The sequence below is a fragment of the Arthrobacter sp. NPDC058097 genome (genome assembly GCF_042884885.1).
Classification (GTDB): Bacteria; Actinomycetota; Actinomycetes; order Actinomycetales; family Micrococcaceae; genus Arthrobacter.
In genome coordinates, this window is the sequence record NZ_JBHVSZ010000008.1 from 123717 (window position 1) to 138810 (window position 15094).

Annotated in this window: 12 protein-coding genes; 9 read left to right on the forward strand and 3 right to left on the reverse strand. The window is 67.7% G+C overall.

Translation table 11 applies throughout. The features are described from left to right. Positions 1-11 precede the first annotated feature (11 nt). On the forward strand, positions 12-1457 hold the full coding sequence (locus ACFVTE_RS15075; RefSeq protein ID WP_387101643.1) for an SLC13 family permease: 1446 nt from the start codon (positions 12-14) through the stop codon (positions 1455-1457). 345 nt (positions 1458-1802) lie between these two features. Here ACFVTE_RS15075 and ACFVTE_RS15080 read toward each other — a convergent pair whose 3' ends face one another. Next, positions 1803-2123, reverse strand: a complete 321-nt coding sequence (locus ACFVTE_RS15080; RefSeq protein WP_387101644.1) for a GYD domain-containing protein — start codon at positions 2121-2123, stop codon at positions 1803-1805. Positions 2124-2419: 296 nt separating this feature from the next. Here ACFVTE_RS15080 and ACFVTE_RS15085 point away from each other — a divergent pair, with 296 nt between their 5' ends. Then, on the forward strand, positions 2420-3496 hold the full coding sequence (locus ACFVTE_RS15085) for a DUF1524 domain-containing protein (protein ID WP_387101646.1): 1077 nt from the start codon (positions 2420-2422) through the stop codon (positions 3494-3496). 49 nt (positions 3497-3545) lie between these two features. Beyond that, positions 3546-4637 (forward strand): hypothetical protein, encoded by a 1092-nt coding sequence (locus tag ACFVTE_RS15090; protein WP_387101648.1) that lies wholly within the window; start codon positions 3546-3548, stop codon positions 4635-4637. Between the two features lie 27 nt (positions 4638-4664). Here the strand turns inward: ACFVTE_RS15090 and ACFVTE_RS15095 are convergent, their stop codons facing one another. Continuing rightward, the gene (locus tag ACFVTE_RS15095; protein WP_387101650.1) at positions 4665-5351 is read right to left on the reverse strand and encodes a GntR family transcriptional regulator; all 687 of its coding nucleotides are present in this window, start codon (positions 5349-5351) and stop codon (positions 4665-4667) included. Between the two features lie 146 nt (positions 5352-5497). On the opposite strand from ACFVTE_RS15095, the gene ACFVTE_RS15100 reads away from it, so the two are divergent. From ACFVTE_RS15100 to ACFVTE_RS15115, 4 genes are all read left to right on the forward strand, one after another. Then, positions 5498-7252, forward strand: coding sequence for an L-lactate permease (locus tag ACFVTE_RS15100; protein ID WP_387101652.1), 1755 nt, complete (start codon positions 5498-5500; stop codon positions 7250-7252). Next, the gene (locus tag ACFVTE_RS15105) at positions 7252-10113 is read left to right on the forward strand and encodes an FAD-binding and (Fe-S)-binding domain-containing protein (protein ID WP_387101654.1); all 2862 of its coding nucleotides are present in this window, start codon (positions 7252-7254) and stop codon (positions 10111-10113) included. The genes ACFVTE_RS15100 and ACFVTE_RS15105 overlap by 1 nt, the downstream gene beginning before the upstream one ends. 110 nt (positions 10114-10223) lie before the next feature. Beyond that, complete coding sequence (locus ACFVTE_RS15110) at positions 10224-11117, forward strand: potassium channel family protein (protein ID WP_387101656.1); 894 nt, start codon at positions 10224-10226, stop codon at positions 11115-11117. A 385-nt stretch (positions 11118-11502) separates the two neighbouring features. Then, positions 11503-12435, forward strand: coding sequence for an SAM-dependent methyltransferase (locus tag ACFVTE_RS15115; protein WP_387101657.1), 933 nt, complete (start codon positions 11503-11505; stop codon positions 12433-12435). A 27-nt stretch (positions 12436-12462) separates the two neighbouring features. Here ACFVTE_RS15115 and ACFVTE_RS15120 read toward each other — a convergent pair whose 3' ends face one another. Next, complete coding sequence (locus tag ACFVTE_RS15120) at positions 12463-12990, reverse strand: flavodoxin domain-containing protein (protein ID WP_387101658.1); 528 nt, start codon at positions 12988-12990, stop codon at positions 12463-12465. Positions 12991-13174: 184 nt separating this feature from the next. On the opposite strand from ACFVTE_RS15120, the gene ACFVTE_RS15125 reads away from it, so the two are divergent. After that, positions 13175-14200: a glycerophosphodiester phosphodiesterase gene (locus ACFVTE_RS15125; protein WP_387101660.1), complete on the forward strand. Its 1026-nt coding sequence runs from the start codon at positions 13175-13177 to the stop codon at positions 14198-14200. A gap of 208 nt (positions 14201-14408) precedes the next feature. Beyond that, entirely contained in the window at positions 14409-15092 is a 684-nt protein-coding gene (locus ACFVTE_RS15130; RefSeq protein WP_387101662.1) for a haloacid dehalogenase type II, read from the forward strand. The last annotated feature ends 2 nt before the right edge of the window (positions 15093-15094 follow it).

Here is a 15094-nt window from a genome sequence, read left to right on the forward strand (position 1 = left end):
GAGACAGCATCATGACTAAGACTGAAGAACAACCAGCACTCCTGGAGAGCGACACCTTCGAGGACCGCTCCCAGCGGCCCAACCGTCGCCGCCGTATCCTGCTGATGACGGTAGTCGCCACCGCTATTCTGGGTCTGGCCGCCCTCCTGTTCGGGGGTGTTTTGTTCAGCCCCGCGGCCGCCTCGGAATCGGAGCCGACCATGACAGCCACCCAGATCATCCCGCTCGTCATCCTCGTCGTGATGTTCGTCGTCGCCACCAAATGGCCGCTGAACATCGGCGTGATGGGGCTGGTTGCCTCCTTCGGCGTCGGCTACTTCATGCTGGGAATGAGCGACAAGCAGATCCTTGAGGAGTTCCCGGCCAGCATCGTCCTGACGATTATCGGAGTCACGTACTTCTTCAGCATGGCCCAACGCAACGGGTCAATCGACATCATCGTCCAGACCTGCGTGCGCCTGGTTCGCGGCAAAACAATGCTCCTGCCCTGGGTCTTCTTCCTCATGGCCGCCGGCCTGACCGCGCTGGGCACCTTCTCCCCCGCCGCCGTCGCACTGCTCGCCCCGGCAGCCCTGGGACTTGCCTACGAGTCACGCATCCACCCGGTCCTCATGGGCGCCTTCGTCATCAACGGCGCCCACGCCGGCGGGTTCTCCCCGCTGTCCGTCGCCGGCGTGCTGGTGCACGACATCTCAGTGAAAAACGGCTTCCCCATCGACCAGGGCGCGCTGTTTACGGCCAGCTTTGCACTCAACCTCATCCTCTCGGCCCTGACCATCGTGCTGTTCGCCCTCCTCGGCAAGCTGCGCGACCAGCACGCCAACGAGTACGCCGGCCTGGAAACTCCCCGCGCTGGACGTCCGCGCGGCCAGCAGATCTTCACGCTGGCACTGATCGGTGTGATCCTCGTCTGCACCCTGGGCTTCCACATGCCCATCGGCTTCGTCGCCCTCTCCGCCGGCCTCATCCTGGCTCTCGTGAACATCAAGGAACACAAGACCTTCATTGGCGGCGTTTCCTGGTCCACCGTCCTGCTGGTGGCAGGCATGATCACCTACGTATCCCTGCTCCAGCACGTCGGCGTCATTGACACCCTCGCCGAGCAGGCCCTGGCACTGGGCGCCCCGCTCCTGATCGCCCTGGTCCTCTGCTACGTCATCGGCGTCGGATCCGCCTTCGCCTCCTCCACCGCACTGCTCACCGCGTTCATCCCGATGGCCGGTCCGCTGCTGGCCACCAGCTCCCTCAGCGCCTCCGGAACCGTCGCAGCACTCGCCATCGCGGCCACGGTGGTGGACGTCTCCCCCTTCTCCACGGACGGCGCCCTCGTCGTCGCCAACGCCCGCGACAACGACCGCCAGCGCGTGTACAAGCAGCTCATGATGTACGCCGGCGGCGTGGTCCTGGCGGCACCGGCCCTGGCCTGGGCCCTGCTGGTACCCACCGGCATCATGTGATCCCCTCCAGGCAAACCACACACAGGTTGCTGCCTGTCGGAGACCACCGATTGGCAGGTTGCCGGATTCGCATCCGGCAAGCGGACGGGACCACAAACCCTGCACTCCATCGCAACAGGTAGCCCGAAAGCCGGGCGCAGGAAGGAACCCGTACGCACCAAAGGCAGGGCGGCTCAGCCGCCCTGCCTTTTGGCATTCCATGAATCGTGGTGGGCATCCCGGCGCTGCCGTCGGACTGGCGGGTGTTTGGCTGCGCCTAAGGGCGCCGCCCCGGGACTGGCCCGCGCCGCCGGGTCCCGCCGTCGGGCATTCCACGAAATTAAGGCGGGCCGGCTTCGGCCCTGTCTACTGACCCGGGGCCCGGTAGGACGGCGTCTTCTTCGCGGCCTCGTCGATGTCCTCCGGCGTAAGGAGCGGCTTCAGCCGAACGTTCACGTTGCCGGTCGAATTGATCATCAGCGATAGGGCCGCGGCGCCGGCGGGGTCGGGGACATCGAAGACGCCCAGGACGTCGGTGTCCCCGAAGGCGTAGTAGAAACTCTCGAGCGAGCCGCCCACGGAATTGAGGGCGTCGGTCAGCGCTGCTCGGCGCGCCGTGCCCCCTTCGCGCATGAGCCCCTTGATCCCCTCGCCCACGTAATTGGCTTCAAACAAATACTTGGTCATGGCCTTTTCCTGTTCCGCGATGTCCAGGACGGGCACCCGCGGGCGCGCCTGGCACCCTCGCCGGCAGGTCCTGGAACGTCCCCGAATGGGGCCGTGCGCACAGCGTAGGCCCACTTCCGTGCGCTGACAACGGTCCGCTGGAAAGTCCGCGGATGGCTCTGACTGGCGGCCCCGCCAGCTCCCTGGAACCCGAGCCATGGATCCATAATTAAGTGCTATTGCGGCTGGCTGTGGCGGAGTAGGATCCGGGCACCACCATGACGTTCAGAGGGCAGGGCACTGCGATGAAGCGAGCTGTGAAGCACCGCACAACATTGGTAGCGGCCAGTCTTCTGGCCCTCTGCGGCAGCGGGGCTTCCAATCCGGCCGCACAGTTCCCGGCCGGTGCCAGCAGTCAGAGCGCGGTCTCGCCGAACCGGTACCCCTTCGAAGGTGAGACGATCGGCAAGGCGCTGCTAAACACCCTGGTCCGGGAGGCGCCGCGAGGTCCCGACTTCGATGAGTCCGCCTTCGAGTACCCGATAGTCTGGCCCGACGGATGCACCACCCGCGAAAGGGTCATCATCAACGGCGCCAGCGAGCATACCCTCGCCTCGCCCTGCACCGTGCTCTATCCGCAGTGGGTATCCGCCTGGGACGCGAACGTCCTTGTGGACCCGGATGAGGTGGACGTTGGGCACATGGTTCCGCTGGAGGAGGCCTGGTACTCCGGGGCGTGGGCGTGGACAGCCAAGCAGCGCCGCGACTTCGCCAACGATCTGTCCAACAGCACCTCGCTGAGGGTCCTGACCGCGAGCACGAACGCGGAGCGGGGGTCCTCGGACCCGGCCCGCTGGTGGCCCACCATCGAGGGCTACCGGTGCGGCTACGCCGCGGAATGGGTCTGGGTGAAAGCCCGGTGGAACCTCTCCGTGGACCCTGCCGAGTACCGCGCGCTCATGACGCAGCTCGACGAAACCGAGTACAACTACTGCCGCGACAAGCCCGTCTATGTCCCGCCGCCCGGCCTGAGCCCCGGCCGGGGTCCGGCATCCATCATCGGAGGCATCTTCGCGCCGTCCGGCACGCCGTACAGCCTGATCGGGGTGCAGGCGTACGACGCACACCATGCACTGGTCCGCGAAACCCGCGTCCGGGTGGAGGGTAACTACGAACTGACCGGACTGCCGCCGGGCAAGTACACGGTCAAGTTCCTCGGCGGCACCAGCGGCACGTCGGACCAGTGGTACAGCGATGTGCCGGGCGGCCCGCCGGAGGTGCTCACACTGACGGCCGGCAGCATCGCCAGCGGGATCACGGTGGCGATGCTGGCCGCGCCCGGTTCGGCAGGTACGGCGGGGTCGGCAGGGTCGACGGGTTCGGCAGCTTCGTAACGCCGGTTCCGGTGCGGTGACAGGATAGATCCTGTGGAGGTGGGCAACGATGCTCGAAACTGCGCGCAACACCAGCACTGACGCACGCCGCGACCTGGTCACGGAACTCCTGGGCCTGTGGCTGGTGCTGGCCGTGTTCCTCGACGGGTGGGCGCACATCAACCTGCCGAGCCTGGAGACGTTCTTCACGCCGTGGCACGCGGCCCTCTACTCGGGCATGCTGGCGACGGCGGCATGGACCGCCGTCGTGATCTGGCGGAACCGCGCGCCGGGGCAGCCGGTGCTGCAGGCGGCCCCGCCCGGCTACCGCGGAACCGCGGCGGGCGTGGTCCTGTTCGCCGTGGCCGGTGGGCTGGACCTGCTGTGGCACGAGATCCTGGGCATCGAGGTCTCGCTGGATGCGCTGGTCAGCCCCACCCACCTGCTGCTCGGCTTCAGCCTCTTCCTCATCCTGGGCACCGGGGTCCGGAGCGCCCGCGCGGCGGGCAAGCCAGGCGAATTGAAGCACGCCCGGAACCCCGGCCTGACCCCGGCGGCGCTGTTCGCCGTCGTGCTCATGACCGGGCTGGGTGCGTTCTTCCTGGTCTACTGCTCCGCCTTCGTCCGCCCGGGGCCGACGGCGGTCTTCGTTCCGGCGCCGGTGGGCACGCCCGGCCGCATCCAGTCGGAGCTGCCGGTGGTCGTCACCCTGGCGAGCTACCTGCTGACCACCGCGCTGATCATCGCGCCGTTCCTCTTCACTCTCTCCGCTGCCCGGCGCCCGGCCCGCGGGATCGTCACCCTGCTCGTAGCGGCGGCGGCCTGGCTGCCCGTGGTCATGGTGGGCCTGCATCCCTACTCGATTGCGGGAGCCGCGGGGGCGACGATCGCCGCCGTCGTTGTTGATGTGCTGCTGACCCGAGTGCCGGACGCCTGGCTGGGGAGGCGGCTGCCCGCGTTGACGGTCGGCATCGCGGCGCTGCTTTGGACCGGACAGCTGGTCGCGTTCGCCGTGACGGATGCGATCCGCTGGCCGGTCTCGCTCTGGCTCGGCGCCGTGGTGCTGAGCGCCGCGGTGGCCGCCGGCCTCGCATTGCTTAGTTCATGGGGGCCGGGGCGGTGGGCGGCTCACGCCACCGGTCCCGCCGTCGAAAGATCCTGACGGCAGGGCGCCGCCCAGTCCGCCAGCTCAGTCCGTGAGTTGTGACGCCAGGTCCGCCTCCGGACCGGCTTCGCCACCCATGGCGGCCACCAGCCGTTCCCGCGCCCGGCCCAGGTGTTCGTCCAGGAGCTGCGCGGCGTCGTCGCCCTTGCCCTCCCCGATCAGTTCGAGGAGCCGCTGGTGCTCCGCCTGGATGAGATTGGTGTCCAGCAGGTGCAGCGACTGGACCCGGGACATGCAGAGGCGCACCTCCCCCACCAGCGACAGGTACATCTTGCTGATGCGCTCGTTGCCCAGGGCGTCCACCAGGCTCGTGTGGAACCGCATGTCCGGCTCCACCACATCAAGGGGCGCGCCGGACTTCAGGGCAGCGATGTCATTGTTGGCCCGCACCGCTTCTTCCGGCACGGTCCGTCCGGATGCCAGCCGCCGGAGTACTTCACTCTCGAGGTAGGCCCGCGCAAGGTAGATGTCCCGCACGGACTCCGGACCCAGGTCGGCCACGCGGGCGGTCTTGTGCACGCCCCGGACCAACAGGCCCTCGGCCACCAGCTTCTCGATGGCCGCCTTGGCGGTGGGCCGCGCAACGTCGTAGGAGGAGGCGACTTCGGTCTCGGTCAGTGCATGCAGCGCCGGGAGCTCACCTGAAAAGACGCGGGCGCGGATGTCCGAAGCGATCGCTTCCACGATCGATACAGCTGAAACTCGGCTCACGGCTCTCCGCTTCTCCACGTCGCACTTCGGGTGGCTGTCTTCATTTTGCCAGACAAGCCATCAAAGTGATCTTGACCGACTTGTGTACTTGTTAGACAATCGAAGTGCGCCACGAAGCTGTGACGCCTCACACACCTGGAGATCTCATGTTTCAGCAGATCCTCGACCCCATCGGCGGGTCGCTCTTGCTCTCGGCCCTTTGCGCCGCGCTTCCGCTCGTCCTGCTCTTTGTTCTTCTGGGCGTCTTCCGGGTCAAGGCACCCAAAGCGGCCCTCGCCAGCCTGCTGGTGTCACTGCTTCTGGCGTTGATCGGCTGGCAGATGCCGCTCGGCCAGGCGCTGAGCGCCACCGCGGCCGGCATCTTCTACGGCCTCTTCCCGATTCTCTGGATCCTGGCCAACGCCCTGTGGATCTACAAACTGACCGTCGCCACCCCGTGGTTCGAGGCCCTGGGCCGGACCATACGCTCCATCTCGGACGACCTGCGCATCCTCTCGATCCTGATCGCCTTCTGCTTCGGCGCCCTGCTGGAATCCCTGGCCGGCTTCGGTGCGCCGGTGGCGATCTCCGCGGCCATGCTCATGGCGGCCGGCATGAAACCGCTGAAATCAGCGGTCGTGTCGCTGCTGGCCAACACCGCGCCGGTGGCCTTCGGCGCCATGGCCGCCCCCATCGTCGCGCTCAACGGCGTCACCGGCCTGCCCCTGCACGACCTCTCCGCGATGGCCGGGCGGCAGACCCCGTTCATCGCGCTGATCGTGCCGCTGCTGCTCGTGTTCATCGTGGACGGGCGCCGCGGCGTGAAGCAGGCGTGGCCGGTGGCCCTGGTGGCCGGCACCGCCTTCGCGGCATCCCAGTTCGTCACCTCCAACTACTTCGCCGTCGAGCTGACGGACGTGGTGGCCGCCGTCGTCACCGTGGCCGCGGTCCTGGTGATGCTGAGGTTCTGGAAGCCGAAAGAAACCATCGGCATGGCCGGCGGCGCGGAGTCCGGCGCTGAGGAAGCAGTTCCAGCGAATGTCCGCCAAGGCGCCCTAGCTGACCGGACAAGCACGACGGCGGTCTCCCGCACTTCCGCTGCCGCCGCCGCTTCCGGTCCAGCCGCCGTCGGCACCGCGAGTGACGGCAGCACCGCGCCGACCGACAACACCCGGCCCGAACCGCGCCACATCTGGATGGCCATTGCCCCGTACCTGATCATCATCACCGTGTTCTCCATCGCCCAGATCCCGGCGGTCAAGTCCTGGCTGAACCAGGTGGGCACCGTGACGTTCCACTGGCCGGGCCTCGACATCACCGATTCCGCCGGCAAGCCCGTGGCCGCCACCAAATTCAAGCTCGACCACCTCAAGGCCACCGGCACGCTGCTGCTCTTCTCCGGCCTCATCACCATGGCGCTGTACCGGATCACGGCCGGCCAGGGCTGGCGGATCTACCGCGAGACGCTGGTGCAGCTCCGCTGGACCATCGTCACCGTCACGTCCGTGCTGGCCCTGTCCTTCGTGATGAACCTGTCCGGGCAGACCACCACGCTGGGATTCGCACTGGCATCCGCCGGCGGCTTCTTCGCCGTGCTCTCCCCGCTGATCGGCTGGATCGGCGTGGCGCTGACGGGTTCCGACACCTCCTCCAACTCCCTGTTCGGCCAGATGCAGGCCACCGCGGCCCAGCAGACCGGCCTCTCCCCTGTCCTGATGGCGGCCTCCAACTCCTCCGCCGGCGTCATGGGCAAGATGCTCTCACTGCAGAACCTCGCGGTGGCCTCCGCCGCCGTCGGACTGGACGGCTCCGAAGGGACACTGTTCCGTAAACTGATCGGATGGAGCGTTGGCCTGCTGGCCCTCATCACCGTCCTGATCCTCCTGCAGTCCACCCCCGTACTCGGCTGGATGGTTCCCTGATGACAACACTGCAACTTGCCGGGCTCCGCGAAGCCGTGGCCGATCCCGCCCAGGTGAAAACCCGGCCGATCGACCTCCACGCCAATGCCCACGACGCTTCCCATTTCCTGCTCATCCCGCAGGCCGTGGTGACGGCAGGGAACGCGGACGAGGTGGGCCGCCTGCTCCGGGCCAGCGCCGCCCAGGGCGTTCCGCTGACCTTCCGCTCCGGCGGCACCAGCCTCAGCGGGCAGGCCGTGTCCGACGGCGTCCTGGTGGACGTGCGCCGCAACTTCCGGGACGTTGAGGTGCTCGACGGCGGCGCGCGGGTCCGCGTCCAGCCCGGCGTCACGGTGCGCGCCCTGAATGCGCGGCTGGCGCCCTACGGACGGAAGTTCGGGCCTGATCCCGCCAGCGAATCCGCCTGCACAGTGGGCGGTGTGGTGGCCAACAACTCGTCCGGCATGAACTGCGGCACGGCGGACAATGCCTACCGCACGCTCGAGTCCATCACCGTGGTGCTGCCCTCCGGCACCGTGATCGATACGGGTGCGCCGGACGCGGACCAGAAACTCCGTACCCTGGAACCGGAGCTGCACGCGGGCCTGGCGGACCTGGCCCGGCGGGTGCGCGGCAATAGTGATTCGGTCAGGAGGATCCGGCAGCAGTTCTCGATGAAGAACACCATGGGCTACGGCCTGAACTCCTTGCTGGACTACGACTCCCCCGCGGAGATGATGGCCCACCTGATTGTCGGCAGCGAGGGGACGCTGGGCTTCGTGGCCGAGGCGGTCTTCCGGACCATCCCGCGCCTGACCCATGCGGCCACCGGGCTGCTGGTGTTCCCCGACCTGCAGGCAGCCAACGAAGCCCTGCCGGCATTGGTGGAATCCGGAGCCGCCACGGTGGAGCTCATGGATGCCCTGTCACTCAAGGTGGGCCAGACGCTCAAGGGGACTCCCGCCGTCGTACAGGACCTTGCTGTCCGGGACCACGCGGCTCTGCTGGTGGAATACTCGGCCGAACAGGCCGAGGAGCTGGCTGCGCTGCAGCAGCGCGGCGAGCGCATGCTCACCGGCCTGGGCCTGGCCGCCCCAGCGCAGTTCACCGGCGATGCCTCTGCCCGCGCCCAGCTGTGGCACCTGCGCAAGGGCCTCTACGCGTCCGTGGCCGGAGCCCGCCCGCAGGGCACCACCGCCCTGCTGGAGGACATCGTGGTGCCGGTCCCCGTGCTGGGCCGCACCTGCCGCGAACTGGTGGGGCTGTTCGACAAGTACAGCTATGCGAACAGTGTCATCTTCGGCCACGCGAAAGACGGCAACGTCCACTTCATGCTCACGGACGGCTTCACCACGCCGCAGGAGCTGGACCGCTACAGCTCGTTCACCGAGGACATGGTGGACCTGGTCCTGGGTGAAGGCGGCTCGCTCAAGGCCGAACACGGCACGGGCCGGGTCATGGCCCCGTATGTGCGGCGGCAGTACGGCGACGAGCTGTATGGGGTGATGCGCCGGATCAAGCAGCTGTTCGACCCGTCGGGGATGCTCAATCCCGGCGCGCTGATGGACGACGACCCGCAGGCACACCTCCGCCACATCAAGACAGCACCGCCGGTGGCCGAGGAGGTGGACCGCTGCGTCTCCTGCGGCTACTGCGAACCGGTGTGCCCCAGCAAGGATCTGACCCTGACGCCCCGCCAGCGCATTGTCACGCTGCGTGCCATCGAGGCGGCGCGGCTGGCCGGAGACGAGCGGCTGGCCAGGGAGCTCGAGAAGGACTACGACTACGAATCGGTGCAGACCTGCGCGGTGGACGGCATGTGCCAGACGGCCTGTCCCGTGGACATCAACACCGGCCTGCTGGTGAAACGGATCCGCCGGGCCGAGGCCGGGACGGTGGAAAACGGTGTCTGGAACGCCGCGGCCAAGCACTGGGGCGGCGTGACCCGCGGGGCCGCGCTCGCGCTCACCGTGGTCAACAAGCTTCCGGCCGCGGCAGTGGTCCCGCCCAACAAGGCAGCCCGTGCAGTCCTCGGGACGGACACCGTGCCGCTGTACTCGCCGGAACTCCCGGGCGGCGGTTTTACCCGGAAACGCCCGACGCCGGATGGCGCGCCGGACGCTGTCTACTTCCCGGCGTGCGTGGGGACGATGTTCGGGCCTGCCGGGTCTGATTCCTCGGTTGCCGGCGGCGCAGCTTCTGGTGACGGCGGGGACGCGGGCCTCGGCGTCCAGTACAGCTTTGAACAGCTCTGCCAGCGGGCGGGGATGACGCTCCTCGTGCCGGACGGCATCGACGGGCTATGCTGCGGAACCCCCTGGTCCTCCAAAGGCATGGCCGCGGGCCAGGCAACCATGCGCGGGAAAACCCTGGCAGCACTGCGACAGGCCACCCGCGACGGGGAACTCCCGATCATCTGCGACGCCTCCTCGTGCACGGAGGGGCTGCGCCAGGCGGTGGAATCCGACGAGCCGATGCCCGGCCAGCGTGAGCTGCGGATCGTCGATGCCGTGGACTTCGCCGCCCAGCACATCCTGCCCAAGCTGCCGGACCACCAGAAGCTCGATTCCCTGGCGCTGCACCCCACCTGCTCGTCCACCCGGATGGGCATCAACAGTTCGCTGAACGCCGTTGCCCAGGCGGTGGCCGACCGCGTAGACGTTCCGGACAACTGGGGCTGCTGCGCCTTCGCCGGCGACCGCGGCATGCTGCATCCCGAGCTCACCGCCTCCGCCACCGCGAAGCAAGGCAGGGAGGTTGCGGAGATGGGCGCGTCGGCGCACGCCTCGTGCAACCGCACCTGCGAACTGGGCATGACGCGTGCAACGGGCAGGGACTACCGGCACGTGCTGGAACTGCTGGAGGAGATGACGCGGGACTGAGTCCGCGGTGGCTGGTACCGGCCGCCGTCGGCTGAGGAACGAGATGGTCGTTCCGGGCACTGCGCCGGGCCGGCGTCGGGCCTCCCGGCGGCCGGATCCTAAGATGAGGCATGGACTTCTGGGACGTCGTATGGACGGTGGCGGGAGCCGGGCTGATTCTGCTGATGCTCGTCGATGTCTTCCACACGCTGCTTTACCCGCACGGTTCCGGTCCGGTGTGCAGGACGATCATGCACGGATGCTGGCGCCTCTCCCGGATATCCAAAGGAGGGGCGTCCTCCATCGCCGCCCCTGTGGCCATGGCTGCTGTCATCTTCGCCTGGGCCGCCATGGCCATCCTGGGCTGGGCGCTGCTCTACCTCCCGCATCTGCCGGAGGGCTTCATCTACGGTGACAGGGTTCCCCGGGAAGCGGATTTCCTCGAAGCGGTTTACGTCTCCATGGTCACTCTTTCCACGGTCGGGTTCGGGGAAGTCGTGGCCGGCTACCCTCTGCTGAGACTCGTCTCGGCCGCCCAGGCCGTCACAGGTTTCGGTTTGCTGACGGCCACGGTCTCCTGGATCCTTCAGATGTACCCGGCCCTGAACCGCCGCCGTGCCCTTGCCCATCAACTGAACCTGTTCAGGGAAGCGGCAACTCCCGGCGATCCCTTCTCGATGGATCCAAGCCATGCCGCCGGGCTGCTCGAATCGCTGGCCGGCAGCGTCGCTGCCGTCAGCATCGATTTGCTCGCCTTCCACGAAACGTACTACTTCCAGGAGGTCGAGCAGCGGGGCTCCCTGCCGGCCACCGTCACGTACGCACAGGAACTCGCCTCCGCAGCCAGGGGCAGCGATCACCCGGATCTACAGTTTGCCGGGCGGATGCTCGAGGCAGCGCTGGAGGACCTCGCCAAAGTTCTCCGCGGCCGGTTCGGGCATGCCGGGGCGACGTCATCCGAAGTGTTCGAACACTATTCCACGCACCACAGGCACCGCCGGTCCCCGGAGGCAGATACTCCTTAGCTTGCCGGATTCTGGCGCGCTGCACTGCCCTGTGCGCCTGTCAGGAATTGCTGTGTGAGCAGACGGATACAAAGCTGAAACGTGGCATCGACGCCCTGAAACATGGCGTGGCTACGCTAATTCCTACCTGAAATCCGCAGGTCAATTGAAAGGAATTAGCCATGCTTTGGAATACCTTGAACCTGTTTTTCAGCTCCGCGCGCAATGATGGGCACTCCGCATTTGGGGAGACGGGGCCGAGCAGCGGTTTTCCCCAGGGCCACCTCACGTCCGCACCTTGGGAAGGCTGGTGGGACAGCGCCTCGCAGGTGTGACGGGCCTGCGGATCGGGGGCCGCCGGGGGTAGGCTCGCCAAGAGTGATCCACGACGACGGGAGGGCCAGGCATGACTGAACCGACAGGCAGCACTGATCTTGAGGATCAGGGGCTTCCGCTGACGGCACTTGCCGTGGCCGCTGGCCGCGCCGTCGAAACCTCACGGGCCAACCCGCTCGTGGCGGACCCCTTCGCTTCGGCTTTGGTGGTGGCGGCCCGCTCCCACCTGGACCTGCCGACGGTGTGGCCCGCCGAACCTGCCGAGGCTCCTCCGCTGCAGCAGCCGCTCCTGCTCGCCTCCATCTACATCGGCATGCGGACGCGGTTCATCGACGATTTCCTGCAGTCCGACCCGCCGACAATGCAGACGGTGGTCCTCGGCGCGGGACTCGACACCCGGGCGTTCCGGCTGGCCTGGCCGAAGGGTGCCCGGGTAATCGAAATCGATTCCGCGAATGTCCTGGAGTTCAAGGCCCACGTGCTGAGCCGGCTCTCGGCGGAGCCCGGGTGCGAACTGGTTTCCCTGCCCGCGGACCTGTCCCTGCCGTGGCGGGAGCCGCTCCTCGCTGCCGGGTTTGACCCTGCGCAGCCCACCACGTGGATCCTCGAAGGCCTGCTGCCCTACCTCGATGCCGGCTCCCAGCACGCGGTGCTGGGTGAAGTTGCGGCGTTGTCGGCGCCGGGTTCCCGCGCCGTGATTGAGCGGGCCGTGGCGCTGCCCAAGACCGACGACATCGAGGCCAAGCTGCGCGAATTCAGCGAGCAGACGGGCCTGCCCATGAGCGAACTGCTGGCGCGGGCCGATCCGCCGAACCTGGTGGAACTGCTCGAGTCGGCCGGCTGGCGCTGCAGCAGCCATGCCGTCGAGGAGCTGTGTTCGACCTACGGCCGGGTGCTGTCGCTTGCCGCGCCGACTGAGGCGGGACCGGAGGTGCCGGAGCCTGAGCGGCAGCGAAACCAGGACCAGTCCCGGGGCGGCTTCGTCACAGCCTGGCTGGCGTAGGCCGGCGTCGGGAAATAGGGCACGCCCTCAAGACTGGGGCGGAGCAGGCTTTGCCAGTTCAGCTGCGATCTGATCGGCCCAGGCGTCGATGGCCGCCCAGTCGCGCAGATCCCCGAACCGGCCGCCGGTGAGGCGGAACAGCGCTCCAAGCGGAGCCGACAACTGGCTTGCCTCGTAGACCCCGGAGAAGACAGCGTGGCCGCGGAGCGGAACGTCATGGAACTGCGTTTGTTCCAGTCGCTGCTTCTGCAGTTCCGCACCGCGCCCGCGGAACAGCTTTGGCAGGCCGTCGGACATCCCGACGCTGAAGGCCCAGACGGGTCGTTCGGCCAGCTCGGGACCGTGCTGTGCCAGGAACTCCACGGCCGGGGACAGCCACGCCTGATTGTGGATGGCACTGCCCACCACCACGGCCCCGTATCCCGAGACTGAATCGATCTGCTCCACGGACCGGCACTCGACCTCGCCCAGCGCAGCGGACATGCGTTCGGCTACATGCTGGGCTATTTCCCGGGTGGAACCCTGCGCACTGGCATAGGCAACAAGAACAGCCATGGTTGACCTCCTGCTTTCTTTCTCCATTCTGATGGAACCGCGTCTGCCCGCAACCCGCCATGGTTCCCACAATGCCGTTAACCTCAGCTCCACCTCCCCGCAGACGGCAGGCCACCTGGCTTCCCTAGGGTGGACGGGTCGGCGGCTCAGCGCCGGCCACCGTCAACCGGGAGGACCCAAAACCATGCGCAAAGCCCTGACCGCAGCGGCCGCCGTCGCACTTTTCACCGCTGCCGGCACGCCGTCGTCGAACTCCACCGCCCCTTCCGCCATCACGACGAACGAGCGCAACGGCTCCTTTGACCTGCAGTCGCACCGCGGCGGCCGCGGCGAGTGGACCGAGGAATCCCTGGCCGCGTTCGCGAACTCCCTGAAGCTGGGCGTGAGCACGCTCGAGCTGGACACGCATCTGACCGAGGACGGCAAGGTCGTCGTCTGGCACGACGACACGATGCAGGCCAACAAGTGCGTGGACACCGCTCCGGTGACGCCGAATGACCCGGAGTTCCCCTACGCGGGCGACCGGGTGGCGGACCTTTCCCTCGCCCAGATCAAGACCCTCAACTGCGGCTACAAGCAGCTGGCCGGCTACCCGGAGCAGCAGGTGATCCAGGGCAACCGGATCGCCGAGCTCAAAGACGTGTTCGCCTTGGCCAACGAGTACGGCGCCAAGAAGGTCCGCTTCAACGTGGAGACCAAGGTGGAGGACGGCCAGGCCGGGGGCGAGGGCTCCGTGGCGCTCACCAAGGCCGTGGTCACCGAGATCTACAAGGCCGGGATGTCCGGGCGCACCACCGTGCAGTCGTTCGACTGGTCCACGCTGAACTACACCAGGAAGATCGCCCCGCAACTGCCGCTCGTAGCGCTGTCCAGCGGCGACGCCTGGCTGCAGGTGGGCAAGCCCGGCGCCGCGCCCGAGCTCGGCGGCATCGACATCGACGACTACGACGGCTCCCTCGCCAAGGCCGCCAAGGCACTCGGCTACGACGTCATCTCCCCCGCCTTCGCGTCGGTCACCCCGAAGATGATCGCCGAGGCCCACGAGTTCGGCCTGCCGGTCATCCCGTGGACCGTGAACACCACCGCCGACATGGCGCGCCTGATGGACCTCGGCGTGGACGGCATCATCACCGACTACCCCACCCGCCTGCGCACCCTCATGGACGAGCGCGGCCTGAAGCTGCCGAAGGCTTACGCCGTGGCGAGCTAGTTTCTTCCATCGGTTGCTCCGTAACTGCCGTTTTGCGGGCCCGGAAGGGCAGTTGCGGAGCAGTCGATGAGCTGGAGGTCCGTGCGGAGGCGAGTGCCGCCGTCGTACTTCCCCATCAAGTCGTACTTCACCGTTCATGAGCCCTACCGTCGGGGCGCGGGCTGCGCAAGACTGGGCGTGACCCAGCCGCCGCAGAAGGAGCCGCTCCGTGCCTAGCCAACCCTCCGTCGTCGTCTTCGACGTCAACGAAACCCTCTCCGACATGTCCCCGATGGCAGACCGGTTCGCGGAAACCGGCGCGCCCGCGCCGCTCGCCAAGCTGTGGTTTGCCACCCTGCTGCGCGACGGCTTCGCGCTCACGGCGGCCGGTGACAATGTGGCCTTCGCTGAAATCGGCGCCGAAGCGCTGCGCGGGCTGCTCGCCGGTCTGGACCTGAATATGGATACCGACGCCGCCACTGACCACATCATGCAGGGCATGGCCGGCCTGGGACTTCATCCGGATGTGCCGGAAGGAGTCTCGGCCCTGAAGGCTGCCGGGTTCCGGCTGGTGACGCTGACCAACGGGTCCACCGGTGTCGCGGAGAAGCTGTTCACCGCGGCCGGAATCCGGGACAGCTTCGACCGCCTGCTGTCAGTCGAGGACACCCCGGCGTGGAAGCCCGCCCGAGCAGCTTACGACCATGTCGCCACGGCGTGCGGCACGGATCCGGAACATCTGCTCCTGGTGGCGGTCCACCCCTGGGACATTCATGGCGCGGCGCGGGCCGGGCTCGGGACCGCGTGGATCAACCGCTCGGGGGCGCCCTATCCGGGGTACTTCGCCACGCCGGACTACACCGTGGCGTCGCTGCCGGACCTCGCCGCCGCCCTGGCCAACACCGCGGGCTGAAC